Source organism: Flavobacterium glaciei, assembly GCF_003350545.1.
GTDB lineage: Bacteria > Bacteroidota > Bacteroidia > Flavobacteriales > Flavobacteriaceae > Flavobacterium > Flavobacterium glaciei.
The window spans coordinates 111,546-135,206 of the sequence record NZ_QQBA01000002.1 but is presented as its reverse complement, the minus strand read 5'-3'; the positions used below and the strand labels follow the sequence as shown (position 1 = coordinate 135,206).

Here is a 23,661-nt window from a genome sequence, read left to right as displayed (position 1 = left end):
AATTAAAACAACTCCAACTGCGTTGGTGCAGCATCAGCATCTTGTTTTGCCTTACCTAAATAATTGATGATCATGCCAAATTGTTTATCGGTAATCCGTAAAACACTCACTTTACCTAATGGTGGAACAAGTCTGTTAATGCGTTTTTCATGTACATCGGCACTTTCTCCACTCGCGCAATGCCTAATATAAACGGAATATTGCATCATGCTAAAACCGTCTTTTAAGAGATTACCTCTAAACTGAGAAGCATTTCTTCTGTCTTTTTTTGTTTCTGTAGGTAAATCAAAAAATACAAATAGCCACATTATTCGGTATCCGTTAAGTTCCATAATTTCGGATATTTAATTTTTTTTCGTTCTCCTGTGAAACATTGTTGGAGTGAGCTGGCCGTTTTTTGTAATCCTACCATTAACGGACTTTTTTCTTCTTTGAAATAAACAGTTTGTGTCAAGATTTGTAGTAGTTCAGCCTTTATAGCGGTGTTTAGTTCTTGTTCTTTAAACTTTAACATAATCTCAAAAACTTTTTCGTCAACAATAGGACGAAAAGGCTCCATAATATCATCCGCAAGTGCAAAAGCATTGTATTTACTTTTGTGATGAATTCCTAAAGTATTTAATAATCCGCTTCCAGAAAGTGCTCGGGCCGTAGCTGCTCTTAAAATAGCATATCCATAGTTCAAAAAATTGTTTGGATAATCGCCATAGCGTTCTCTTTTTATACCATCTTTTTCATGATTTGGCAAAGGGAAATATTTCCAGTATTGTTGTGCTGCAACACCTTCCATATTAGATGTATCACCGCTTAATACTTTACTCGCCAGAAATTCAAACGTATTTTTATTTCCAGTTATTTTAGCTAACAATTCTCCTTGATTTCTTATCTTTTCAACAATGGTTTGCTGCCATAAATTTTTTTTTAATGGAATAGAGGCTTCGATTTGATTTTTGAAAATTTCTTGCTGAATATGATGACTGTTGAGGTTCAAAAACATTCCATTTGGTAGATGATTGCTGCCGCAAATAATAATTGCGGTATTGTTTTCTACAATTAAATTCATGGCAGGAATACTTAGGTAAATTTCAGCATGATCGAGCACAAGAAAACCTATGTCTTCTATTGGTATAGTACTTTCTCTAACTTCTGATTTTAGGACTAATTGCTGATTTTTTGTCGTGATTGAGGATTTGTTTTCGACGAGGATTGTTCTTTTAATCATAATTTAAAGTGTTAAATTAAACTCAAGAATTTGATTGTCAGTCAAATTAACACAATAAATAACCAACTGTTTTACGGGAAACCTCAATTTGTCTTTTAAATTACTGACATAAAAAAAACGTCTTGTTTTAAAACAGCATGACCCAAAACGAGTAATGCTAATTTTAAAACAAGACGATTAAAATATTCTTGAATTATTTTCTACTTATTTATTCCAAATCTTCCATGCTTTCTCTGCTTGAAAAATAAGCATATCCAATCCATTTTTGATTTGCGCGCCTTGTTGTTTGGCTTTTTTGAGGAATTGTGTTTCAGCAGGATTATAAATCAAATCATAAGCGATATGCTTCTCTGTGAAAAACTCATATGGAATCAACGGAAAGGCATCCACATTAGGGCTTGTGCCTACAGGGGTTGCGTTGATTATGATTTGGTAATTATCAAATGTAGTTGCGTTGATACGGTTGTAATCAATTCCATTTTCTTTAGCTTCTCTCGAAACAAAAGTATAGGTTATATCCAGTTCATCTAATGCAAATGCAACTCCTTTAGAAGCACCACCTGTGCCTAAAATCAATGCTTTTTTATGGTGGGGTTGCAGCAATGGTTCTAATGATTTTTTGAAACCATAGTAATCGGTATTATAACCTTTGAGTTTACCTTTTTTAGTGATTTTGATCGTATTTACAGCGCCAATTAACGCCGCTTTTTTTGACAATTTATCTAAAAACGGAATAACTGCTTCTTTGTACGGAATGGTAACATTCAAACCTTTTAAATCTGAAGTGTCTTTAATTACTTCCGTAAAAGCGGTTATTTCTGGAATGTCAAAATTTTCATAGGTGCAACCTACAAAGTTTTCACTATTGAATTTCTCTGTAAAATATCCTTTAGAAAACGAATAACTAATGTTACGTCCTAATAATCCAAAGCGTTTTCTAACTGTGTCAATCATTATTGTTTTTTATATTTTGCAATGTAATTTTGAACCATTTTTTTTGTCCAAACTACTGGAAATAAATCTTCGAGTATTATATAATTATCAAAATTCAAACGCAAAGCATTGCTTAAATGGAATTTTGCTTTTGTAGTATCGGAAAGCATAAAATACAATCCTGCCAATCGGTATTCGATTTCATTTTCCTCTGGATAATACTCTGAGGCTTGTAATAATGTTTGAATAGCACTTTCAAATTCGCCTAAAAATTGCAAAATATCAACCCAAAACAACCAAGTTTCTAATCCTGTTTCACCAAATTCTACTGCTTTTCTGTAACCAAACTCAGCTTCTTCAAAGAAGTTCATTTGCTTATTAATACTGGCAAAACGTTTCCAATACAGTCGGTTTTGATTGTCTATTGCTAATGCTTTATTGACAAAAAATAGTGCTTTTTGATAATTTTTTTGACGTACATAAAAATCAGTAATGGCAATCCAACCTTTATCTAATAGTGGATCTTCATGTACGGTTTGATTGAAATATTTTAATGCTAAAGCTTTGTTTCCTAATCTTTCATAACATTTTCCCATTCTTAGCAGTGCATACGAAGTGACATCATCCAGTTCGATGGTTCTGCTATAGCTTTCAATCGCTTCGGCGTATTTTTTTAATCGTTCGTAGGCTTTTGCTTTTTCCATAAAAGCACCTAGGAATTCATCATCTATTAAAGTGGCATAATCAAAAGCGCGAATTGCACTTTCATATTCTTTTACACCGTAATGCAAACGTCCCAGTTGATGCCATGCAATTTCGCTGTAGGGATTTTTGTCGATGTATTTTTTTAAATAACTGATCGCATCTTGGTTTTGATCTAAGAATTCAAAGCAATAAACAACGTTGTACAATGCGGATTGGTCTTCTAAATCTTCTTCTAAACACTTGATAAAGCTTTCTTTTGCCATTTCAAAATTGTCCATAAAGAGATATTCCATACCTATTAAATTATAGACATCTGGATAATCATCAGTATATTTTAATGCTATTTTTAATAATTCAACTGCCTTTTCGTGTTGGTCTCTTTTGGAGCAAATATTAGCTTTTTGAATGTATATTTCTTCATTGGTTGGTTCAATGGCAAACAACTCATTCAATAACTTTTCAGCCAGTTCGAGTTTGTCATCATACACTAACATTTCTACTTGAACTAGTTTTAGTCCGGTAGATTTTGGATGTTGTTCCAATGCTAGTTTTAGTGCTTTTTTTGCCAATGCTGCCTTACCCATGTCCAGATAATGAAGAATAATTTCTTCAAATTCTTCAGAGTCAAAAAAGAGTACTTTGTTGGTTTTCAACATGGACTCAAATTTAGACAAGGATAAGTTATAGTCTTCTTCTTCGTTGCTTAATTGCATACTGTATGTTTTTAATTTGGCCTAAATAAAATTAGGTAATCGTGGGTATGCTAAGAGGGAATGTTAGAATTGTTGTGAACAATTTAATTAACAAAAAAGCTTTAGTAAAAACGGATTTCTTAGCTCTGAATACTTTACTATATTTTTATTTTAATAGTAGTTCATAGAACTTTATTTTTAATGAATAGCAGGAATAGTTTCTAATCACTACTTTTCTGACTATTAATTTTTGTTCATCATTTCATTCATTACTTCCAGTATGATGCTACAACCTTCTCGTATTTCTTCTTCAGAAATAGTTAATGGAGGTGTTATTCTTATAGCACAACCTTCAAAAAGTAGCCAAAATAAAATGAGTCCTCTGTCTTGACATTTGAGAATCACCTCATTAGTAATGTCGGCATTTTTTGTCATTGCGGCAAGCATCAATCCTTTTCCTCTTATTTCTTCTATCAAAGGATGTACCAAAAGGGAACGAAATAAATTTTCTTTCTCTACAGCTTCGGCCATGAGATTGGTCTCAGTTATTTCCTTCAAAGTCGCCAAACAGGCTGACGCAATGACAGGATGTCCACCAAAAGTGGTAATGTGACCTAGTTTTGGATCATGACTTAGCAGTTTCATCATAGCAGATGAAGCTGTAAAAGCGCCTACAGGCATTCCGCCACCCATTCCTTTTCCCATAACTACGATGTCAGGAACAACATCATAATTTTGAAATCCGAAAAGTTTTCCTGTTCTCCCAAAGCCTGGTTGAATTTCATCCAGAATCATCATGGCACCAACTTCAGTACAGCGCTCGCGCACTTTTTTAAGGAAATCATTATGTGGTTGAATAAATCCAGCGCCACCTTGAATGGTTTCCAGAATAATTCCTGCTGTTTTTGTCGTTATTTTTTGTAAATCTTCTTCGTTGTTGAAAGTGATAAAATCAACATCAGGTATTAAAGGGCGAAAGATTTGTTTGCGTTCTTCAAATCCCATAACGCTCATCGAGCCCATGGTGTTGCCGTGATATGCATTATGACACGAAATCAAATGGCTTCTTCCGGTAGTTCTTCTGGCAAGTTTTAAGGCGCCTTCTATTGCTTCTGTTCCTGAATTGACTAAATAAGTAGTGTCTAAAGGAGCGGGCAGGAGTGAGGCTAACAATTTGCAATATTCTACCGCCGGACTTTGCGAATATTCGCCATACACCATAACATGAGAATATTTATCTAGCTGATCTTTGATAGCTTGATTGACTCTAGGATGTTGGTGTCCCAATGCGCAAGCCGAAACACCAGCTACAAAATCTAAATATTTATTAGAATTTGTATCGTAAATGTAAGAACCTACAGCATGTGAAACTTCCATTCCTAGTGGATATGGTGAGGTTTGTGCTTGATATTTTAAAAAATCTGTGTTCAATTTTTTAGAAATTTAACCGCAAAGTTCACGAAGTTTTTTCGCAAAGTTCACGAAGTTTTTTAATGGTATTTTTTAAACAGGTATTTTGAAAGCTGTTGTCTGTAACTTGAGACTGAAAACTGAGACTGACGACTGAATACTATTTTTTCCCTTTCTTCTTATCGTAATTCAGAGTTTCTTTTCGAATTTTCATAGGAATATCCCCTTTGGCCTTAGATGATTGAGTTGCTTTAGCAATTTTATCATTGTCTTCATTTTCTTCGGGAGGAAAAATATCGTCTTTTGATTTTATTCGTTCATCGCCACGCCAGACTAAGCCTCGAAGTTTTCTAGCATTTTCAGGCAAGTCTTTTTCCGGAAAAATATCCCCATCTACTTGCTGAAAAAAGGTAATGGTTTCGATTTCATTTTTTTCTAAAACAAGATTTATCTTACTACTCACGTTTTTGTTGATACCAATGAGTTCTTGTGCTTCGTTTCGCATATAATAGATAACTTCTGCATTTTTCACAATATCTACATCATGCAGTTTTCCATCCTGAAATTTGCCATAGAGATTTTGTCCCTTGACTTGATTATAGCCGGTTCCTATGGTGTCTTTAGAGACTATAAACGTGTTTTCGAGTACTTTGAGTGAATCTAGTTTCTGTGTTGTATTATTACCAATAAGATGCATTACATCACCTGTGATTTGGTTTTCTGCGTTCCAGAGTATTGGACTTCCAATCATTTTAGTCAAGGCATTTTTAGAACTAGAATGAATCGAATCACATTTTCCGCTCATATCCGTTTTGAAAAAACGAACATTATTGAACGCTCGGATAATTCTGTTTCCTTCTTTTCCGGTAACCATCAATTTTTTTCCGTGGATGTAGACTGAGTCATTTTCTACAAAATTTACAGCAAGGGCTCTTTTAGTTACATACATAGAATCCAGTTTTTTGTACACTTCGGCATAATGTCCTTTTACGATTCCACGATTGATAGAATCGGTTATTTTTACATTGCGAGTTGCCGATGCAAATTCCTGGTTGCGATCATAATACAAACTATCTCCTTTAATCACTCGATCATCGTATCTGATGTAAGATTTATTCAGGAAATGCGCCAGATTTTTTTTGGTATCATAAAACCCTTTTTCGGTATAAATATAATTGGCTTTACTGGTGATTGTAGAAGGTCCAAAAAGATAAGAATGCCCAGAATTACTAAAATAATCTAGATGATTTGATTTGATTACATACGTAGGATTAGTGATGGTAACCGCTGTCAGGAATTGGAATTTTTTTTGGTTTACGAAGTACCTCCCCGCATTGCTTTTAAGCGTATTATCTTTATTGGTAATAGTTCCTGGCGTGTCGTAAAATACTTCTTGAACATTTCGGTCAAAATTTATAATCTCTGTTACCAATGTTGCGTCTGGGGAACTCATTACGGCATCTCCTGAAGCATAGGCTTTTTTTACGTTTCCGTTGTATTCTGCATATTTACTATTCAAAAATAAAGTGTCTCCTTGTACCATTTGTACATTTCCAAAGGCTTTGATGTAGTTTTCTTTTTGGAAATAATAGGCTTTATTACAGGTCATTACCACACCGTCATGATTGACACGTACGTTACCGATAAGCAACAACGCATCAGGAACTTCAAGCTGATTTACATCTGCAAAATCCGAGTTTTCAACAATAATTTTTTTTGGGGCTTGCGCCAAAACCAAATTTGTAACAAAGAGTATCAAACAATAAGGAAGGAAAAATAGCGATTTCTTCAATGGATTTAATTTTTGTCAAATTTATGAAAAAGGAAACAATCCTAATCTATATTAGGATTTATTTATAATTAGTTAAATCGTAGGACAAGCTATTTCTGTACTTTTTTAAAGTTATTAACAAATAGAACAACTCCTTCGTTGTAGTATTTGTTTTTTAAAAATTGAATTACATAATTAAGAACGAATTAGACATCTATAATTTAAAAAATATTAAATTTAAAAATTGATATTCAGTTGCTATTAAAAGAATTAAAATATAGATGAATAATTTTATATGATGAAAAAAATAACTATTGTTGCAGGAATAAGCGTGGTACTTTTAGTAACTGCTTGTAAAACGAAAGATTTAAAAATGAGCACAGAACAACAAGTGACAGTCTCGCGTAAAAAAGAGGTTGTATATCAGGTGTTTACCCGATTATTTGGAAATATAAACACCACCAATAAGCCTTGGGGAACAATTGAAGAAAATGGAGTAGGTAAATTTAATGATTTTACTGAAACAGCATTGCATGAAATTAAGGATTTAGGAGTTACTTATATTTGGTACACAGGCGTTCCGCATCACGCTTTGATACGGGATTATTCTGCAATAGGTATTTCTAATGATGATCCTGAAGTGGTCAAAGGGCGAGCCGGTTCTCCTTATGCCGTAAAAGATTATTACAATGTAAATCCAGATTTGGCCGAAAATCCAGCGAATCGTTTACAGGAATTTGAGGCTTTAATTGCGCGAACCCACAAAGCGGGTTTAAAAGTGATTATAGATATTGTTCCCAATCACATTGCACGTAAATATGAAGGAAAAAGCAATCCAGTAGGTGTAAGAGATTTTGGGGCTGATGATGATATAACGGTTGATTACAAAAGAGATAATAACTTCTATTATATACCGAATACACGTTTTGAAATTCCCGATACAGACAGACCATTAAATGGAGAAAAGAATCCATTAATTGATGGTAAATTTGAAGAAATTCCAGCAAAATGGACTGGAAACGGTTCCCGAATGGCAAAACCAGATAAAAATGATTGGTATGAAACTGTAAAAGTAAATTATGGTATTCGTCCAGATGGTTCAAAAGATTTTCCAGAACTTCCCGCAGATTTTGGTTCCAAGTCGTATCAGGAACATTTTGATTTTTGGAAAGGAAAAGACGTTCCGGATTCTTGGGATAAATTCAAAGACATTGCGCTGTACTGGACAGCAAAAGGAGTGGATGGTTTTAGATTTGACATGGCCGAAATGGTTCCATATGAATTTTGGAGCTATATGAATTCAGCCATCAAAGTGAATAATCCAGATGCTTTTTTATTAGCTGAAGTTTATAATCCTAAAGAATACAGAAATTATATTCGTTTGGGTAAAATGGATTATTTGTATGATAAAGTAGAAACGTATGATAAATTGAAAGATATCATTCAAGGAAGATCATTGCCTGATGGATTATCAGAGATACAAAACGGAATGGCAGATATCGAACATCACATGTTGCATTTTTTAGATAATCATGATGAACAGCGTTTGGCTAGTCCCGAATTTGCAGGAACGCCAGAAAAAGGAAAACCTTTAATGGTAGTTTCTACAACCATTAGCACTTCGCCTACTATGGTTTATTTTGGACAAGAAGTAGGAGAGGCGGGGAATGAAAATGCAGGATTTGGAACACATTCTAGGACTTCAATTTTTGATTATATCGGAGTTCCAAATCATCAACGCTGGATGAACGAAGGAAAATTTGATGGTGGACAATTGACTAAGGAAGAAAAAGAGTTACGTGATTTTTATAAAAAATTGTTGAATTTCTCCTTGAATAGTTCTGCTTTGATGGGAAAATACCAAGAAATTCAAACTGTAAATCGCAATAATACACAAGGTTACGACTCAGGAATATATTCTTTTACACGCTGGTCAGATTCTCAAAAACTAATCGTTGTTACTAATTTTTCGTGGCTTACTACCAGTAATTTTGAATTATTAATTCCTTCCGATATTATTCAAAAATGGAATTTGAAAGACGGAAATTACACATTAACGGATCAATTATACCATAAGAGTGCTATTCAGTTACAGGTAGTAAATGGTGAAGGAAAAGCGCAAATTACAATCGCACCTTCAGAATCGTTTATTTATCAATTGAACTAAAAAGGAATCTAGATTTAGGAATAAAAAAAATGCTGATATAAATTTTTATACCAGCATTTTTTTTTACTAAAAACTTAAAACTATTTTTTGACAATAGCATCAAAGTTTTCTTGGACTTTGTTCCAGTTGATTACATTAAAAAAACCATCGATATAATTTTTTCTTTTGTATTGGTAATCTAAGTAATATGCGTGCTCCCAAACATCTAATCCTAGTATTGGTGTTCCTGGAACAAGAGCATTTCGCATTAATGGATTGTCTTGATTTGACGTGCTAGTTACTTGAAGTTTTCCAGTTCGATCGACTATTAGCCAAGTCCAACCGGAACCAAATTGTTTTGTTGCTTGGTCCTTAAATAATGAAGTAAAATTTTCAAAAGAACCAAAATCTCTTGTTATTGCTTCAGCTAATTCATTAGTTGGTTCACCTCCAGCTTTTGGACCCATACATTTCCAATACAAAGAATGATTATAAAATCCACCAGCATTATTACGAAGTGCAGCATCATTAGGATCTAATTTTGATAAGACTTCTTCAATCGTCATATTTTCTAAAGGAGTTCCTAATACGGCTTTGTTTAAATTGTTTGTATAGGTAAGGTAATGCTTGGAATAATGCATTTCTAAAGTTGCAGCTGATATACTTGGTTCTAGTGCATTATAAGTGTAAGGTAATTTTTCTAGCTGAAAAGATCCTTCATCAGCTTTTACGTCATCAGGAGATCCCTGTATAGCTACTGTTGGTTCGGTAGTTGGCAAAGGGACTTCAACAACCTCCGTTAATTTTTTCTTGTTACAAGAAAGTAAAGTCATAAATAAAAATAAAACAGAAAGTAAAAAATTCAGCTTTTTCATATGAAGATAATATTTGTTTTTTAGCGGAACATGGTATCGCCATTCTTTATTCCTTTTTGTGATTAGGAATCATGGCAATTTTATAATTTGTATTATTTTTTAGTAAGAGTATGGATTAGCTCTATGTATTCTTCTTTTGCTTGATCAGGAGTTAAATGACTAATTTGCATCCAAGCATTGGTCTTAAAAGCATCTCTCAAGTGGTATGATGATGTTTGTTTTAGATCTAAAGTTCCAAAAGTAGCTTGTTTAAAAAAAGCATATAGCCGCAGTTGTATATCTTGAGGTAAAGATGCCTGCGTCATTTCAGAAGCTATTTCTACTGCTTCTAAAAACTGAGTATCTAAATCTTTTTCATTCATGCCTATTTTATAGCAATAATTGTTTTTCCTCCGATTGCTTTTTGATTCAGTTCCACATTTACTTTTGTTCCTAATGGCAAAAAGATATCTACTCTTGAACCAAATTTTATGAAACCAGCATCAGTTCCCTGAATTACTTGAGTTCCTTCTACTGCGTAATTTACAATTCGTCGGGCTAATGCACCGGCAATTTGACGGTATAAGATGGACCCAAAGGTTTTGTTTTCGATGACAATTGTTGTTCTTTCGTTTTCTTCACTGGCTTTTGGATGCCATGCCACTAAGAATTTACCAGGATGATATTTACTGAATTTTACTATTCCGCTTAATCCATAACGCGTAACATGTACGTTTATAGGCGACATGAAAATAGAAATTTGCAAACGTTTATCTTTAAAATATTCGCTTTCAAACACTTCTTCAATAACTACAACTTTCCCGTCTACAGGAGCAAGAATATGATTTTCATTGATTTCCACTGTTCTTTTTGGATTTCTGAAAAACTGCAGAATGATAATTAAAAGTAACAAAGTAGCTATTTGTATAGCCATTTTGATCCAGTTAGTATCAATGAAATTGTCAGTTAATAAAAGGACAACAGCTGTGAAAATGGTGCCTAGTAAAATAGATTGGGTTCCTTCTTTATGAAACATAGTTTAAAATTTGATAAAATAAAAATATAATTGGTGCTACAAATATAACACTATCTAGTCGATCTAGTATGCCTCCATGACCAGGCATTATGCTTCCGCTGTCTTTTACACCTGCAATGCGCTTAAATTTAGATTCAATTAAGTCCCCAATTGTACCTGCAATCCCAACAATAACAGCTATTGAGGTCCAAATCAAAATGGATCTGTCACTAAATTCAGGATTTGCCTTTATGTAGTATTTCGAGATTAAATAACCCGCTATAATTGCAAAAACAATCCCGCCTAAAAAACCTTCTACTGTTTTTTTAGGAGAAATTTTTTCAAATAATTTAGTTCGGCCTATAGATTTGCCCACAATATAGGCAAAAGTGTCATTGGTCCAGATTAAGATAAATAATCCAATTATTATTTTAGGATTATAATCGTTTATACCAAATGAAATTTTTGTGATAAATATAAATGGAAGAATAATATATCCAAGTAAATAAAGATATTTTGATGAAACACTTATTTTTTGAATGTTATCATAAAATAAAAAAAGGATACATTTTATGGATACAACTAATGCCACAACTAATAAAACGACATCTAACTGTTGGATATTTATTGCTATTTCTAAGTCTGTATCAAATATTTCATTAATAGTATCTGTAGTAATTGTATTGTAATGGCTTACTAAAGTTACAATCGTATATAGAAGTGTTGCAAAAAGAATTGGAAAGACTTTATTTATTTGAACTAAATTACAAAATTCATAAACTGCAATAATAAGGAATATACCAAAAAGGATAAAAAAGCTTTCTGTAGAATATAAAATAGAAGCAAGTAATAATATAATATAAATAGCTCCTGATATACCTCGTTTTAGAGTTTCATTCATCTTAAAGATCTTCTAAAAGCAACAAATAAAGGTTTTTTGCCGAACTTCCGTATTGTGTAAAATCTTCTTCTTTAGCTTTCTCGAAATATTTTATTGTAGTAATATTGGTAGGATAATCTCTTTCGTATTTCTTTTTTATAGCACTAAGTCCATCGCTTTTTGTAGCAAGAATTTGGCTAGTATTTGCTATTATTATAATGTTTGTTGGTAATTCGTTAGGTTTGTTTTGTTTAATTTGTTTTGATGAGAAAAGGATAGAGCCTTCCTCAGCAATTAAATTTTCACAACTTGCTAGAAGAAATTTTGGAGTTAGTGGCTTAGTATACATAAGTTTATTATCGTCAAGCATTCCAAAAAGATTTGGTTCATAGCATAAAACTTCGCTTTCAAACCAATCGTTTTCCTCTAATATGTTTTCAAATTGTTCTTTTACTTCATCAGCGTTTTCGCAATACAAAAACTTACCTCCATTTCTTTTAAAATTATAGATAAATTTTTCATCTATAGAGGTTGCATTATCAGTAAGGGATTTATTAAATTCACTTTCTTGATTTTCCTCAGAAGCTGGATTACTAGAACCAAAAATTTTTCTAAAAAGACTCATATTTTTGTAGAATACTATAATTTGATATTTGAAAACGTCCAAAGATAAAAAAATCTTAATTCAAAAGTAGTTTTTGAATTAAGATTTTAAAAATAATTGAATAATTTATTATGTTTTCTAAGATACTACTTCTTCAAGATTTTTATCAAATGTTCTTTTTCCGAAAATAGCTTCTAGGTCATCTTTAAAAATAACTTCTTTCTCGATTAAGATATTTGCCAGTTGATCTAGTTTGTCCTTATTCTCTTCTAATATTTGAATAGCTCTTTGGTATTGACCTTCAATTAGTAAAGAAATTTCTTCATCAATAACTCTAGCTGTTTCTTCTGAATAAGGTTTAGAAAAATTGTATTCGCTTTGTCCTGTTGAATCGTAATAAGTGACATTACCAATTTTTTCATTTAATCCATAAACAGTTACCATGGCACGTGCTTGTTTAGTAACTTTTTCCAAGTCGCTTAATGCTCCAGTAGAAATTCTGTTAAATGTTACTTTTTCAGCAGCTCTTCCTCCCATAGTAGCACACATTTCGTCTAACATTTGGTCTGGGCGAACAATTAATCGTTCTTCTGGCAAGTACCATGCGGCTCCTAAACTTTGACCTCTTGGAACAATGGTAACTTTAATTAGTGGTGCTGCATGTTCCAACATCCAACTAACGGTAGCGTGTCCTGCTTCATGAATAGCGATTGCTTTTTTCTCATCAGGGGTTACAATTTTATTTTTCTTTTCTAGACCACCTACAATTCTATCTACAGCGTCAAGGAAATCTTGTTTGTCAACTGCAGTTTTATTGTTTCTTGCGGCAATCAAAGCAGCTTCATTACAAACATTAGCAATATCAGCTCCAGAAAATCCTGGGGTTTGCTTAGCTAAAAAATCAGTATCTAATCCTTCAATTTTTTTCAAAGGGGCTAAGTGTACTTTAAAAATTTCAGCTCTTTCGCGAATGTCTGGTAAGTCTACAAATATTTGTCTGTCAAAACGACCTGCACGCATTAAAGCTTTGTCTAATACATCAGCTCTGTTTGTAGCAGCTAAAACAATGACATTAGAATTTGTTCCAAAACCGTCCATTTCTGTAAGTAATTGGTTTAATGTATTTTCACGTTCGTCATTTCCACCTGACATATTGCTTTTTCCTCTTGCTCTACCTACAGCATCAATCTCATCAATAAAGATAATTGCAGGAGATTTTTCTTTGGCTTGTTTAAACAAATCACGTACACGAGAAGCACCTACACCTACAAACATTTCTACAAAATCAGAACCTGATAAAGAGAAAAATGGTACTTGAGCTTCACCTGCCACCGCTTTTGCTAGTAGGGTTTTTCCAGTTCCTGGAGGTCCCACTAATAAAGCTCCTTTTGGAATTTTCCCACCCAGATTGGTATATTTTTCAGGGTTTTTTAAGAATTCAACAATTTCTTGTATTTCTTCTTTTGCACCTTCTAAACCAGCAACATCTTTAAAGGTAGTTTTGATATCTGTCTTTTCATCAAACAGCTTAGCCTTAGATTTTCCAATGTTAAAAATCTGACCGCCACCGCCACCAGCTCCGCCACCAGACATTTTTCTCATGATAAATATCCAAACAGCGATAATAATTATGATTGGTAATAAACTGATCAAAATATCTGACCAGTTGTTTTTTGGCAAGAAGTTAAAATCTTTTAACTTTCCTTCAGCAACGGCTTTTTCAAGTTTGTTTTGAAAAATTTGATCGTTACCAATGTCAAAAGTATAATGAGGACCTTTGTTAGGTCTGTCAAATACGTCTTTAGAAACTTTTTTATGCGCACCTTCTTTTAAAGCTGCTGCACTAAGAAAAACTTCTGCTTCAGTTTTGTTATAAACGATAACTTTTTCAATTTGGCCTTTTTCTAAATAATCGTTAAATTTAGAAGAAGTTAATTGACCTGGTTCGTTTAAACTAGAACCGCCAGTTATAAAACTTATAAACAAGAAAATTAATAATATTGCAGTGTAAATTAACCAAGGGCTTACTTTAAACTTATTCGAATTTGGATTATTATCTTTAGCCATTACTAGGAGTTATGTTTCTTTAGTATTTGTTTTCTATGGTTGTTATTTTAGCATCGCCCCATAAACTTTCGATGTTGTAGAATTCACGAATGTGTTTTTGAAATACATGAACCACAATATTTACATAATCCATTAATACCCATTCAGCATTATCTGTTCCTTCAACATGCCAAGGCTTGTCTTTTAATTCTTTAGAAACCGTTTTTTGGATTGAGTTTACTATGGCATTAACCTGAGTGTTTGAATTACCGTTACTGATGACAAAATAGTCACAAACTGCAGTGTCTATTTCTCTTAAATCAAGGATTGTAATATCATTTCCTTTTACCTCTTCTATTCCCTTAATGATGTTCGCCAACAGGACGTCATTATTTATAGTCTTTTTCGCCATGAATTATTTTTATATATAAGTTTGTAAAGTTACCATTTTTTGTGATTATTTTTGAACCTTAACACAATATTAAATTCTGTTTCACAAAAAACTGTATATGAAACTAATCAAACTCGATGCCATAGATTCTACAAACGAATTCCTAAAAGGGTTATCGAACAAACAAGAGTTGGAAAACTTTACTGTAGTAACTGCTGAGCATCAAACAAAGGGTAAAGGGCAGATGGGAGCTGTTTGGACTTCTGAAGCGAGTAAAAACTTAATAATGAGTCTTTTGGTTAAGGATTTTTTAGTTGATATTTGTCAGATTTTCAATTTAAACATTGCAGTTTCATTGGCTGTAATAGAAGTTTTAGAATCGGTTAAGATTCCTAATCTTAGTATAAAATGGCCTAACGACATAATGTCATACAACAAAAAGATAGGTGGCATTTTGATCGAAAATAGTATTAAAAGTGACGGTACAATCAATTCTATAGTAGGTTTAGGACTAAATGTGAATCAAACCAACTTTGATAATTTGCCCAAAGCATCTTCTTTGGCGGTTATTAGTGATACAAAATTTAACAAAGATGAACTACTTTTATTAATTTGTGAAGCAATAAAAAAAAATGTAAAATTTTGTAAACAAAGCCCTGAAGGTTTATGGTCTAATTATAGTAATTTTTTATATAAGAAAGGTTTGCCAATGCCTTTTGCAGATCAAAAGAATAATAATTTTATGGGCATTATTCAAGGCGTTTCTCATGTAGGAAAACTTCAAGTTCTTCTGGAAGATGACAGCATAGCTGAATATGATGTTAAAGAAATTCAGATGTTGTATTAAGAAAACATTATCGCATTTAAAAACGAAACCCTCTTAGTTTTCACTAAAAGGGTTTCGTTTTTATATTTTATTGGTATTTATAATTTGGTCATATTTCCAGCCAAAGTTTCGATGAATTTCCCAATAGGACCTTTTATCATCATGGCCATCATAGGATTGAAATCACCTTCAAAATCAAGTTTTACATCACTAGAGTTTTCAGAAACTGAATCTATGTTCGCTATCAAGGTAAATGGAAGTTTATCACTTGCTGCTCCCAAAACAATTTTGCTTGGAGCAACTTTTTCTTTCATTTTAAGTTTAATTTCTGGCATGCCTTTTAATCCAAAAATAAAAGCGTCGTCACCAATAACTTCAAATTTAGCGATGTTTTCCGGCATTAATTTTTCAAAATTTTTCACATCACTCAATAAATCAAATAATTCTTGAGCTGATTTTTGAACAGTAACTTTAGGACTTTCTAAGTTCATTGTTTTTATATTTTATTTTTTTGTTTAAACTTCAATTGTCCACGTGGATGGACTCACGTTCCATTCTCTTAAAGTTTGCTCTTCATCTTCTGTAATGTATCTTTTTGCAACTGCTAAATTCAATAAATTTTGATAATTGCTTAGCGTGTATAAATCCACATTTGCATTTTTAAAATTGGTGTCAGCAATATCAAAACCATAGGTAAAGATTGCTGCCATTCCTTTTACATTCGCTCCTGCTTCGCGCAAAGCTTCAACTGCAAGTAAACTGCTGCTTCCGGTACTGATTAAATCTTCTACAACAATTACATTTTGTCCTTTCTGTAAAAAACCTTCAACTTGGTTTAGTCTTCCGTGTTTTTTTGGTTCTGGACGAACATAAACAAAAGGCAATCCTAAACTTTCCGCTACCAGCACCCCAATTCCTATTGCTCCAGTAGCAACACCGGCAATAACATCTGGTTTACCAAATTGTTTCTCAATATTTTTGGCGAATTCATCATGGACATAATTTCTTACGGCTGGAAATGAGAGGATTAATCGGTTGTCACAATAAATAGGCGATTTCCATCCAGAAGCCCATGTAAAAGGATTTCTTGGATTCAATTTAATTGCATTTATTTGCAAAAGAAATTCGGCTGTTTTTTCGGCTGTATCTTTATTAAAAATCATAGTACAAATGTATAAAGTTTTTGTTAACGACAAACCACTTTTTTTGACAAATCACATCTCCAAGGAGACTGATTTCCAATTGTTTTTATTGGAAAGTATTGACATAGAGCAACTTATAGTTAAAATCTTTCAAAATAAAATTAATAAAGCCTATCTGTATCATCCTGACGAAAGCTTGATTATGAAGACTTTAAAAGCTAAAATTCCTGTTTGCAAAGCGGGAGGCGGCTTGGTTTACAATAAAAAAGGGGAGGTTTTATTCATTTTTAGAAATGGAAAATGGGATTTGCCTAAGGGCGGAATCGAAAAAGGAGAAGAAATTGATGCTACTGCCATGCGAGAGGTAGAGGAAGAAACTGGTGTTAATGGTTTGACAATATCCCATAAACTTCAAAAAACCTATCATGTTTTTAGACGCAATGGTAAGTACAAACTGAAAATTACACATTGGTTCGAAATGCAATCTGATTTTGAAGGAACACCTGAAGGACAATTAGAGGAAGGAATAGAAAAAGTGGCGTGGATGAATCCAGAGCAAATTACTGAAGCCTTAAAGAACTCCTATGAAAACATAAAATTATTGTTTGAAGAAGAAAAGCTCCTGAAATAGGAGCTTTTTTTTATTTTAAGATGCGATATACCGGATATTGTAAATGTGCCTTTTCATAATAATCTGAATGTTTGTAAATCCAGTCGAGTTGGGCTTCCGGGTTATTAATAAATTTGACATCACTTTGTTTTTTTAAATCAAATTCAGCTTTTAATTTCGGATTTTCTTTTAAAATTTGTGTTGCTGAATCTTCAAAAACATAATCAGAATACCCTTCTTTTTGCTGTAACATTGTATCGAAAAAATTCCAATTGAAATAAGAATCTATTGCTTCCGGTTCTAATGTTTCTAATAAATATTTGATTCCCTTTTGTTGCGTAGGAATGATGTAATCTCCTTTGGCGAAAGCCACTTTCTCTATTTTAGAAGTCACCATTGTGTTTCGGTGTAAATAATGGCCTTCATAAGCCGAATTTGTGGTTTTAAAATCTGCAATTTTATAACTTTCGACTTCAATTATGGTATCGTTTTTTAGCTGGGAATAGGTGATGGTATTACTTTTTAATAAATCGATAACAGGCCAAAATCCTCTTGGAATGATATACGCTTCCGGGATAATTACCTCTTTTACGGATTTGAATTCCTTGCTATACGGAATGTCTTTTTTGAATGGTTTTGTACGATCATAAAACAAGCGATTCCCTGATGTTACGTCACTTTTTTTGTAACTGGCTTCATAACCTAAAAACGAAAAAGGAATCGCCTTTGTACTGTCAATTTCCCACTTAATGGTGTACGATTTCTTTGGTTGGTATTGTTCCTCATTTTTCAATCGCAGTTGCTTAATTTTCTTATAATTGGCATCCGTAAAATCAATGGCGGAACGCATGTATTCGTAAGTCACTTTTACGCGCTCGGTATATTTTTTCAGCATGTGAGTTTCCACCACAAATCCAATGGTATTAAACAATGATGTGTAACCCGTAGCAAATCGTGGGCTTTCAAAAAATTGACCAAAACCTTTGTCTGGTGTGTCCTGAAAAGCATTAACATAAGGCGTAGTTTCTATGTTCTTTTTTTGTAAATCTGTTACCAAAGCAGGCATCATTTCAGTATTTAAAAAATCACCTAAAACGGTTCCCAATTTGTTATGTTGGGTCATAATGTACGTGAGTTTGTATTGGTAATCTGCGCCATTGCTAACGTGATTGTCAATAAAAACATCTGCATTTATTTTGTGGAATATTTCAACAAAACTTTTAGTATTTCGAGTATCGGACTTGATGAAATCGCGATTCAAATCGTAGTTTCTTGCATTGCCACGAAAGCCATAAATTTCTGGTCCATCTTGATTGGCTCTTGAAGTGGAATTTCTGTTTAAAGCGCCTCCAATATTATACACCGGAATACAAACGATAACGGTATTTTTTGGCGCTTTTATTTTACCCAAAGCTAAATCTCTAAACAATTGCATACTGGCATCAATTCCGTCCGGTTCGCCTGCATGAATGCCGTTATTGAGTAATATTACCGCTTTGTTTTTTTGGATGATTCTAAAGTCAAATTGCTTTTCCGGATTAAAAACTACCATGTGCAAGGGTTCGCCACTGTCTGTCAGTCCCATTTTTTGCATTTTGATTGTTGGGAAATCATTTGCCAGAAGTTTGTAATACGCAATTGTTTCTGGATAAGATGCGGATTGATTTCCATTGCCTTTTTCGAAAAAAGTATCGTATTTATTCGTTTTTTGTGCAAAAGTGCAAATAGTTAATAGAAAAAAAAGGAATGTGAAAAGTCTCATATTTCGGTTTTTAAATGGAATATCAAATGTAGTTTTTTTTAGACAGCTGTAAAAATGAATATAAGAAAAGCAATTTATGATTGAAAAAAAATGAAAATTGATAATTCAAAATTCATAACTCACAATTATAAATTACCTTTGCACCAAATTGAAAAAATGAATAAGAAACACCATTCCAACAATATACTTTTGAATTTAGGTATCGAAAGCCTGAATGAAATGCAGGAAGTAGCACAAGACACAATCCTAAATGACAATAATGTTTTATTACTTTCGCCTACAGGTTCAGGAAAAACTTTGGCTTTTTTATTGCCTATTTTAGAAATGTTACAACCTGAAATTCTATCGGTGCAATGTTTAATTCTGGTTCCATCACGTGAATTAGGATTGCAGATTGAGCAAGTTTGGAAAAAAATGGGAACCGATTATAAAGTAAATGTTTGCTATGGTGGACATTCTATAGATACTGAAATTAAGAATTTAAGCAATCCGCCAGCGGTTTTGATAGGAACTCCAGGAAGAATTGCAGACCATATCGACAGAGGAACTTTCCGTGTGGATAAAATTCAAACCTTGATTTTGGATGAATTTGATAAATCGTTGCAATTGGGTTTCCATGAGCAAATGTCATTTATCATAGGGAAATTAACAAAACTGAACAAACGTGTTTTGGTTTCGGCTACTTCTGATATTGAGATTCCAAGATACACAAGAGTCGTAAACCCAACAATTTTAGATTTCATACCAGAAAATGTAGCAGAAACAAATCTAGCTATGAAAATGGTTGTCTCGAAAGAAAAAGACAAATTAGGAAGTTTATTCAACTTAATTTGTTCGTTAAAATCACAATCGGCAATTGTTTTTTGTAACCATCGTGATGGTGCAGAACGAATTAGCGATACGCTAAACGAAAAAGGAATTTACGCCACGTATTATCATGGAGGAATGGATCAGGACGAAAGAGAACGCGCACTCATCCAGTTTAGAAACGGAAGTGTAAGTTATTTAATCACAACTGATTTGGCTGCTCGTGGACTTGATATCCCGGAAATGAATCATGTAATTCATTATCATTTGCCTTCTAAAGAAGACGAATTTACGCATAGAAACGGACGTACAGCGCGTATGTTAGCTTCTGGTACTGCCTATATCATTGCTCACGAAAGTGAGAAAAAAATGGATTACATTGATTATGGCATGGAAGTTTTAAAAGTAGAAAACTCCACTTCGTTACCAAAACCACCTGAATTTCAAACCATTTATATCAGTGGTGGAAAGAAAAATAAACTGAATAAAATTGATATCGTAGGTTTCTTTTCCCAAAAAGGGAAGTTAGAAAAAGGCGATTTAGGTTTAATAGAAGTGAAAGATTTTATCTCATTTGCTGCCGTGAAATTCAATAAAGTAAAAGATTTGTTGCATGCCATTAAAGACGAAAAAATGAAAGGCAAGAAATTTAAAATCGAAGTTGCCCGAAAAGTGATTAAGAAAGAGGAAGAGTAGTAGGTGGTGAGAAGTGATAAAAATACTGATTCCTTTTCTAATGTTTATAAAAAAAAATCGTTAGTAGTAAAGTCTTACTGCTAACGATTTTTTATATTAAAAATGATTCTTTTGGAAGTCAGTGTACATCTGAGTTATTCACAATTCATGATTCACCACTCACTTTTCACTAAAATAAGAATTATATTTTCTTAACGTATTGCGTAATAATGACAATAGTCTGACCATCTACTTTACCTTCAATGTATTCCGCATTTTCATGGTCTAATCTGATGTTACGCACTGCAGTCCCTTGTTTGGCCACCATGCTGGAACCTTTTACTTTTAAATCTTTGATTAATACTACAGAGTCTCCTGTTTCTAGTATTACTCCATTGCTATCACGGTGTATGATTTTGTTTTCGTCTTCCTCACCTTCGCCTGTAGCTTGCGCCCAAGCTAAAGTATCTTCATCAAGATACATTTGGTCTAATAATTCTTGAGGCCATCCTGCATTTCGCAAACGGCTTAACATTCTCCATGCAACAACTTGTACGGCAGCATGTTCGCTCCACATGCTGTCATTCAAACATCTCCAATGGTTAAGATCTACATTATCTGGATTTTCAATTTGGTCAATACACGTACTGCAAGCCATAATACTTTCGTCAAGTCCACCTTTTTTAGTTGGTAAAACTTGATATGCTTTTAAGTTTTCGGTTGCGCCACAAAGTTCACATTTTGATCCGCTACGTTTACTTAATTCTCTTTCTACACTCATGTTTGATGGCTTTTATTTTTTGGTGAAAGTACGGCTTATTGCCTCGTTTCACAAGTAATATTGATACTGTTTATTTGTCAAGTCGAGCGCAGTCGAGACTAAATGATACGTCTCGACTGCGCTCGACTTGACAAAATCTCTTAAAATTATTTCACTCTAACAGCATCAGGAACCAGCATTTCGTATTGTCCTCCATTTCGGATTACATCTCTCACTATACTAGAACTGATGTAAGAAGTTCTTGCGGCTGTTAGTAAAAATACGGTTTCTATTTTTGATAAACGGCGATTGGTGTGGGCGATTGCTTTTTCGAATTCAAAATCGGCGGGATTACGCAAACCACGAAGTATAAAATCTGCTTTTAATCTATGGCACAAATCAATTGTCAATCCTTCATAAGTTATTACTGAAACTTTAGGTTCGTTTTTGAAAGTCTCTTCAATAAAACGTTTTCTGTCTTCTAGTGAAAACATGTATTTTTTTTCGGCATTGATACCAATGGCGATTACGATTTCATCAAATAAAGGAATGCTTCTTTTGATGATGTCTTCGTGTCCTAAAGTTATTGGGTCAAATGAACCTGGGAATATAGCTTTTCTCATTTATTTTCGTTGAATTTTATAAATTGTTTTTCCTTCTTTATAGAAATCTATGATTTGTTTTCGGCTATAGCGACCTTTAGCGGTTGTAAAATTGCTGTCGATATTTATTTTATCAATACTTGATTTTTGTTCTATTTCCATATTGTTTACTAAAACAAAAACACTGTCTTTCGTTACTTTTGTAACCCTCGAAGTGGAGTATTTTCCAGTACTTGTCGTTTCAAAAAAGACATCCCCAACTTTCGGATTTTCTGAAAATGCTGTACTATCAGAATCACTTTTTAGGCTGGAAAAAAAGGCAAATGCAATACCTAACCCTATTATAATTAAAAAAGTAAAATGTGTTATTGGTGTTTTTATAGGATTTTGTTCTTGCTCTTTATAGAACTTTTGTTTAATAACTTCGCGTAAATTTTTTAGTTCATAAGTCGATTTACAATGATTGCATTCTAATATTTGTTGTTTTCCAATCGGGAAAAACGGAATCCAGTAAATGTGTGCATATCTTCCAAATACAGTATAATTCATTTCTGTATTTGTTTGACAATGTGGACAGGTAACATTTCTTATTAGTCCATTTTTAATTGCAGTTGATTTTGTTCCGTAAAATATCATTTAATTGTAATTGTTTAGTGCTAATTCAATTGCATTAGTAAATAAATCTTCAAGTGTTATTCCTGCTGCTTTCGCTTGTTGTGGTATCAAACTTTCCGTCGTAAGTCCAGGAATTGTATTCATTTCAAGCATGTGCGGTTCTCCGTTTACCAATATAAATTCGCTTCGGGAGAAACCTTTCATTTTGAGGACTTCGTATGCGCGTTTGGCTATTTCGCTTACTTTTTGTGTCATTTCATCTGAGATTCTTGCCGGAGTTATTTCTTGTGATTTACCCAAATATTTAGCTTCATAATCGAAGAAATCATTATCAGAAACGATTTCGGTGATTGGTAAAACAGTTACAGTTCCTTTGTAATTGATCACACCAACTGAGACTTCGGTACCGTCAAGGAAACTTTCTATGATGATTTCGTTGTCTTCTTTGTAAGCTACTTCAATTGCTATTGGCAATTCGGCAACAGTTTTTACTTTGGAAATTCCAAAACTGGAACCTGCTTTATTTGGTTTTACAAAACAAGGCAAACCAACTTTAGCCACAATCTCATCCGTGTTGATGACATCGCCTTTGTTTAAGTAATAAGATGTCGCAGTTTTTATGCCGTATGGTTTTAGAACCGACAGTAAATCACGTTTGTTAAACGTCAAAGCCGCTTGATAATAATCGCAGGAAGTTTGCGGAATATTTAATAATTCAAAATACGCCTGCATCAATCCATCTTCGCCGGGGGTTCCGTGAATAGCGTTGAATACACAGTCGAAACTGATTTTGTTACCATCTACGGTTACTGAAAAATCATTTTTATCGATAGGAAATTCAGTGTCATTAGCATCAACATATACCCATTTTTCTTTAAAAATATGGATTCGGAATCCGTTGTATTTTGTCTTGTCCAGAAATTGATATACAACGTTCCCGCTGATTAAAGAGATTTTATATTCGCTGGAATACCCGCCCATGATGATGGCAATATTTTTCATTTTTTGAGTTTTAAAGTGATATTCTTTTAGTTAAAAAATAGTCTGTTTTGTTACCATTTGTTTTAGCCCAGATAGCAGCGGTATCCTTTGTTTTTTTTCTTTAAAAAAGCAAAGATACAAGCGAATAGCTGGATTAAGCTCCTAGAAAATAGCGTGTACAATACCTAAAAACGATTAAACAAAATTATCAT

Annotated in this window: 24 protein-coding genes; 4 read left to right on the top strand and 20 right to left on the bottom strand. The window is 33.3% G+C overall.

Features of this window, described 5'->3' with window-relative positions; all coding sequences use genetic code 11:
• Positions 1 to 2 precede the first annotated feature (2 nt).
• The 6 genes from cas2 to DFR66_RS02560 all read right to left on the bottom strand — a co-directional run bounded on the left by cas2 (position 3) and on the right by DFR66_RS02560 (position 6,754).
• Complete coding sequence (gene cas2, locus DFR66_RS02585) at positions 3 to 332, bottom strand: CRISPR-associated endonuclease Cas2 (protein WP_114753289.1); 330 nt, start codon at positions 330 to 332, stop codon at positions 3 to 5.
• The gene (gene cas1 / locus DFR66_RS02580; RefSeq protein WP_114753288.1) at positions 308 to 1,222 is read right to left on the bottom strand and encodes a type II CRISPR-associated endonuclease Cas1; all 915 of its coding nucleotides are present in this window, start codon (positions 1,220 to 1,222) and stop codon (positions 308 to 310) included. Before cas1 ends, cas2 begins: the two co-directional genes overlap by 25 nt.
• A gap of 204 nt (positions 1,223 to 1,426) precedes the next feature.
• A complete protein-coding gene (locus DFR66_RS02575; protein ID WP_114753287.1) occupies positions 1,427 to 2,176 on the bottom strand; it encodes a shikimate dehydrogenase family protein in 750 nt (249 codons plus the stop codon).
• Positions 2,176 to 3,573: a tetratricopeptide repeat protein gene (locus tag DFR66_RS02570; RefSeq protein ID WP_114753286.1), complete on the bottom strand. Its 1,398-nt coding sequence runs from the start codon at positions 3,571 to 3,573 to the stop codon at positions 2,176 to 2,178. The genes DFR66_RS02575 and DFR66_RS02570 overlap by 1 nt, the downstream gene beginning before the upstream one ends.
• Before the next feature lie 222 nt (positions 3,574 to 3,795).
• Positions 3,796 to 4,983: an aspartate aminotransferase family protein gene (locus DFR66_RS02565; RefSeq protein WP_114753285.1), complete on the bottom strand. Its 1,188-nt coding sequence runs from the start codon at positions 4,981 to 4,983 to the stop codon at positions 3,796 to 3,798.
• Positions 4,984 to 5,122: 139 nt separating this feature from the next.
• Positions 5,123 to 6,754 carry an OstA-like protein gene (locus tag DFR66_RS02560; RefSeq protein WP_114753284.1) on the bottom strand — a complete coding sequence of 544 codons (1,632 nt, stop codon included), beginning with the start codon at positions 6,752 to 6,754 and terminating at the stop codon, positions 5,123 to 5,125.
• Positions 6,755 to 7,028: 274 nt separating this feature from the next.
• Here DFR66_RS02560 and DFR66_RS02555 point away from each other — a divergent pair, with 274 nt between their 5' ends.
• Positions 7,029 to 8,900 (top strand): alpha-amylase family protein, encoded by a 1,872-nt coding sequence (locus DFR66_RS02555; RefSeq protein ID WP_114753283.1) that lies wholly within the window; start codon positions 7,029 to 7,031, stop codon positions 8,898 to 8,900.
• Between the two features lie 80 nt (positions 8,901 to 8,980).
• On the opposite strand, the gene DFR66_RS02550 is transcribed toward DFR66_RS02555, so the two are convergent.
• From DFR66_RS02550 to rsfS, 7 genes are all read right to left on the bottom strand, one after another.
• The gene (locus DFR66_RS02550) at positions 8,981 to 9,754 is read right to left on the bottom strand and encodes a superoxide dismutase (protein WP_114753282.1); all 774 of its coding nucleotides are present in this window, start codon (positions 9,752 to 9,754) and stop codon (positions 8,981 to 8,983) included.
• Between the two features lie 92 nt (positions 9,755 to 9,846).
• Entirely contained in the window at positions 9,847 to 10,116 is a 270-nt protein-coding gene (locus tag DFR66_RS02545) for an acyl-CoA-binding protein (protein ID WP_114753281.1), read from the bottom strand.
• A 2-nt stretch (positions 10,117 to 10,118) separates the two neighbouring features.
• Positions 10,119 to 10,769: a phosphatidylserine decarboxylase family protein gene (locus DFR66_RS02540; RefSeq protein WP_114753280.1), complete on the bottom strand. Its 651-nt coding sequence runs from the start codon at positions 10,767 to 10,769 to the stop codon at positions 10,119 to 10,121.
• Positions 10,759 to 11,649, bottom strand: a complete 891-nt coding sequence (locus DFR66_RS02535) for a phosphatidate cytidylyltransferase (protein ID WP_114753279.1) — start codon at positions 11,647 to 11,649, stop codon at positions 10,759 to 10,761. Before DFR66_RS02535 ends, DFR66_RS02540 begins: the two co-directional genes overlap by 11 nt.
• A 1-nt stretch (position 11,650) precedes the next feature.
• On the bottom strand, positions 11,651 to 12,253 hold the full coding sequence (locus tag DFR66_RS02530; RefSeq protein ID WP_114753453.1) for an LUD domain-containing protein: 603 nt from the start codon (positions 12,251 to 12,253) through the stop codon (positions 11,651 to 11,653).
• Positions 12,254 to 12,370: 117 nt separating this feature from the next.
• Entirely contained in the window at positions 12,371 to 14,299 is a 1,929-nt protein-coding gene (gene ftsH, locus DFR66_RS02525; RefSeq protein WP_114753278.1) for an ATP-dependent zinc metalloprotease FtsH, read from the bottom strand.
• Between the two features lie 19 nt (positions 14,300 to 14,318).
• On the bottom strand, positions 14,319 to 14,690 hold the full coding sequence (gene rsfS / locus DFR66_RS02520; RefSeq protein WP_114753277.1) for a ribosome silencing factor: 372 nt from the start codon (positions 14,688 to 14,690) through the stop codon (positions 14,319 to 14,321).
• Positions 14,691 to 14,787: 97 nt separating this feature from the next.
• Here rsfS and DFR66_RS02515 point away from each other — a divergent pair, with 97 nt between their 5' ends.
• The gene (locus DFR66_RS02515; RefSeq protein ID WP_114753276.1) at positions 14,788 to 15,516 is read left to right on the top strand and encodes a biotin--[acetyl-CoA-carboxylase] ligase; all 729 of its coding nucleotides are present in this window, start codon (positions 14,788 to 14,790) and stop codon (positions 15,514 to 15,516) included.
• A 77-nt stretch (positions 15,517 to 15,593) separates the two neighbouring features.
• On the opposite strand, the gene DFR66_RS02510 is transcribed toward DFR66_RS02515, so the two are convergent.
• Together DFR66_RS02510 and pyrE are read right to left on the bottom strand one after the other, a co-directional pair.
• Positions 15,594 to 15,986 (bottom strand): SRPBCC family protein, encoded by a 393-nt coding sequence (locus DFR66_RS02510; RefSeq protein ID WP_114753275.1) that lies wholly within the window; start codon positions 15,984 to 15,986, stop codon positions 15,594 to 15,596.
• Positions 15,987 to 16,010: 24 nt separating this feature from the next.
• Positions 16,011 to 16,658 carry an orotate phosphoribosyltransferase gene (gene pyrE, locus DFR66_RS02505; protein WP_114753274.1) on the bottom strand — a complete coding sequence of 216 codons (648 nt, stop codon included), beginning with the start codon at positions 16,656 to 16,658 and terminating at the stop codon, positions 16,011 to 16,013.
• Positions 16,659 to 16,665: 7 nt separating this feature from the next.
• Between pyrE and DFR66_RS02500 the strand changes: the two genes are divergently transcribed.
• A complete protein-coding gene (locus DFR66_RS02500; protein WP_114753273.1) occupies positions 16,666 to 17,268 on the top strand; it encodes an NUDIX hydrolase in 603 nt (200 codons plus the stop codon).
• Positions 17,269 to 17,278: 10 nt separating this feature from the next.
• Here DFR66_RS02500 and DFR66_RS02495 read toward each other — a convergent pair whose 3' ends face one another.
• Entirely contained in the window at positions 17,279 to 19,009 is a 1,731-nt protein-coding gene (locus tag DFR66_RS02495) for a M14 family metallopeptidase (protein WP_114753272.1), read from the bottom strand.
• Positions 19,010 to 19,165: 156 nt separating this feature from the next.
• Between DFR66_RS02495 and DFR66_RS02490 the strand changes: the two genes are divergently transcribed.
• The gene (locus tag DFR66_RS02490; protein WP_114753452.1) at positions 19,166 to 20,512 is read left to right on the top strand and encodes a DEAD/DEAH box helicase; all 1,347 of its coding nucleotides are present in this window, start codon (positions 19,166 to 19,168) and stop codon (positions 20,510 to 20,512) included.
• Positions 20,513 to 20,693: 181 nt separating this feature from the next.
• On the opposite strand, the gene DFR66_RS02485 is transcribed toward DFR66_RS02490, so the two are convergent.
• The 4 genes from DFR66_RS02485 to DFR66_RS02470 all read right to left on the bottom strand — a co-directional run bounded on the left by DFR66_RS02485 (position 20,694) and on the right by DFR66_RS02470 (position 23,470).
• Positions 20,694 to 21,272, bottom strand: coding sequence for a PhnA domain-containing protein (locus DFR66_RS02485; RefSeq protein WP_114753271.1), 579 nt, complete (start codon positions 21,270 to 21,272; stop codon positions 20,694 to 20,696).
• A gap of 146 nt (positions 21,273 to 21,418) precedes the next feature.
• Positions 21,419 to 21,874, bottom strand: a complete 456-nt coding sequence (coaD, locus tag DFR66_RS02480) for a pantetheine-phosphate adenylyltransferase (protein WP_114753270.1) — start codon at positions 21,872 to 21,874, stop codon at positions 21,419 to 21,421.
• On the bottom strand, positions 21,875 to 22,489 hold the full coding sequence (locus tag DFR66_RS02475; protein ID WP_114753269.1) for a zinc-ribbon domain-containing protein: 615 nt from the start codon (positions 22,487 to 22,489) through the stop codon (positions 21,875 to 21,877). It lies immediately after the preceding gene.
• Positions 22,490 to 23,470 carry a D-alanine--D-alanine ligase gene (locus DFR66_RS02470; RefSeq protein ID WP_114753268.1) on the bottom strand — a complete coding sequence of 327 codons (981 nt, stop codon included), beginning with the start codon at positions 23,468 to 23,470 and terminating at the stop codon, positions 22,490 to 22,492.
• Positions 23,471 to 23,661 lie beyond the last annotated feature (191 nt).

Coding starts and splice junctions, on each gene's coding strand:
- cas2 (WP_114753289.1), bottom strand. CDS start 332: ATGGAACTTAACGGATACCGAATAATGTGGCTATTTGTATTTTTTGAT.
- cas1 (WP_114753288.1), bottom strand. CDS start 1,222: ATGATTAAAAGAACAATCCTCGTCGAAAACAAATCCTCAATCACGACA.
- DFR66_RS02575 (WP_114753287.1), bottom strand. CDS start 2,176: ATGATTGACACAGTTAGAAAACGCTTTGGATTATTAGGACGTAACATT.
- DFR66_RS02570 (WP_114753286.1), bottom strand. CDS start 3,573: ATGCAATTAAGCAACGAAGAAGAAGACTATAACTTATCCTTGTCTAAA.
- DFR66_RS02555 (WP_114753283.1), top strand. CDS start 7,029: ATGATGAAAAAAATAACTATTGTTGCAGGAATAAGCGTGGTACTTTTA.
- DFR66_RS02550 (WP_114753282.1), bottom strand. CDS start 9,754: ATGAAAAAGCTGAATTTTTTACTTTCTGTTTTATTTTTATTTATGACT.
- DFR66_RS02545 (WP_114753281.1), bottom strand. CDS start 10,116: ATGAATGAAAAAGATTTAGATACTCAGTTTTTAGAAGCAGTAGAAATA.
- DFR66_RS02540 (WP_114753280.1), bottom strand. CDS start 10,769: ATGTTTCATAAAGAAGGAACCCAATCTATTTTACTAGGCACCATTTTC.
- DFR66_RS02535 (WP_114753279.1), bottom strand. CDS start 11,649: ATGAATGAAACTCTAAAACGAGGTATATCAGGAGCTATTTATATTATA.
- DFR66_RS02530 (WP_114753453.1), bottom strand. CDS start 12,253: ATGAGTCTTTTTAGAAAAATTTTTGGTTCTAGTAATCCAGCTTCTGAG.
- ftsH (WP_114753278.1), bottom strand. CDS start 14,299: ATGGCTAAAGATAATAATCCAAATTCGAATAAGTTTAAAGTAAGCCCT.
- rsfS (WP_114753277.1), bottom strand. CDS start 14,690: ATGGCGAAAAAGACTATAAATAATGACGTCCTGTTGGCGAACATCATT.
- DFR66_RS02515 (WP_114753276.1), top strand. CDS start 14,788: ATGAAACTAATCAAACTCGATGCCATAGATTCTACAAACGAATTCCTA.
- DFR66_RS02510 (WP_114753275.1), bottom strand. CDS start 15,986: ATGAACTTAGAAAGTCCTAAAGTTACTGTTCAAAAATCAGCTCAAGAA.
- pyrE (WP_114753274.1), bottom strand. CDS start 16,658: ATGATTTTTAATAAAGATACAGCCGAAAAAACAGCCGAATTTCTTTTG.
- DFR66_RS02500 (WP_114753273.1), top strand. CDS start 16,666: ATGTATAAAGTTTTTGTTAACGACAAACCACTTTTTTTGACAAATCAC.
- DFR66_RS02495 (WP_114753272.1), bottom strand. CDS start 19,009: ATGAGACTTTTCACATTCCTTTTTTTTCTATTAACTATTTGCACTTTT.
- DFR66_RS02490 (WP_114753452.1), top strand. CDS start 19,166: ATGAATAAGAAACACCATTCCAACAATATACTTTTGAATTTAGGTATC.
- DFR66_RS02485 (WP_114753271.1), bottom strand. CDS start 21,272: ATGAGTGTAGAAAGAGAATTAAGTAAACGTAGCGGATCAAAATGTGAA.
- coaD (WP_114753270.1), bottom strand. CDS start 21,874: ATGAGAAAAGCTATATTCCCAGGTTCATTTGACCCAATAACTTTAGGA.
- DFR66_RS02475 (WP_114753269.1), bottom strand. CDS start 22,489: ATGATATTTTACGGAACAAAATCAACTGCAATTAAAAATGGACTAATA.
- DFR66_RS02470 (WP_114753268.1), bottom strand. CDS start 23,470: ATGAAAAATATTGCCATCATCATGGGCGGGTATTCCAGCGAATATAAA.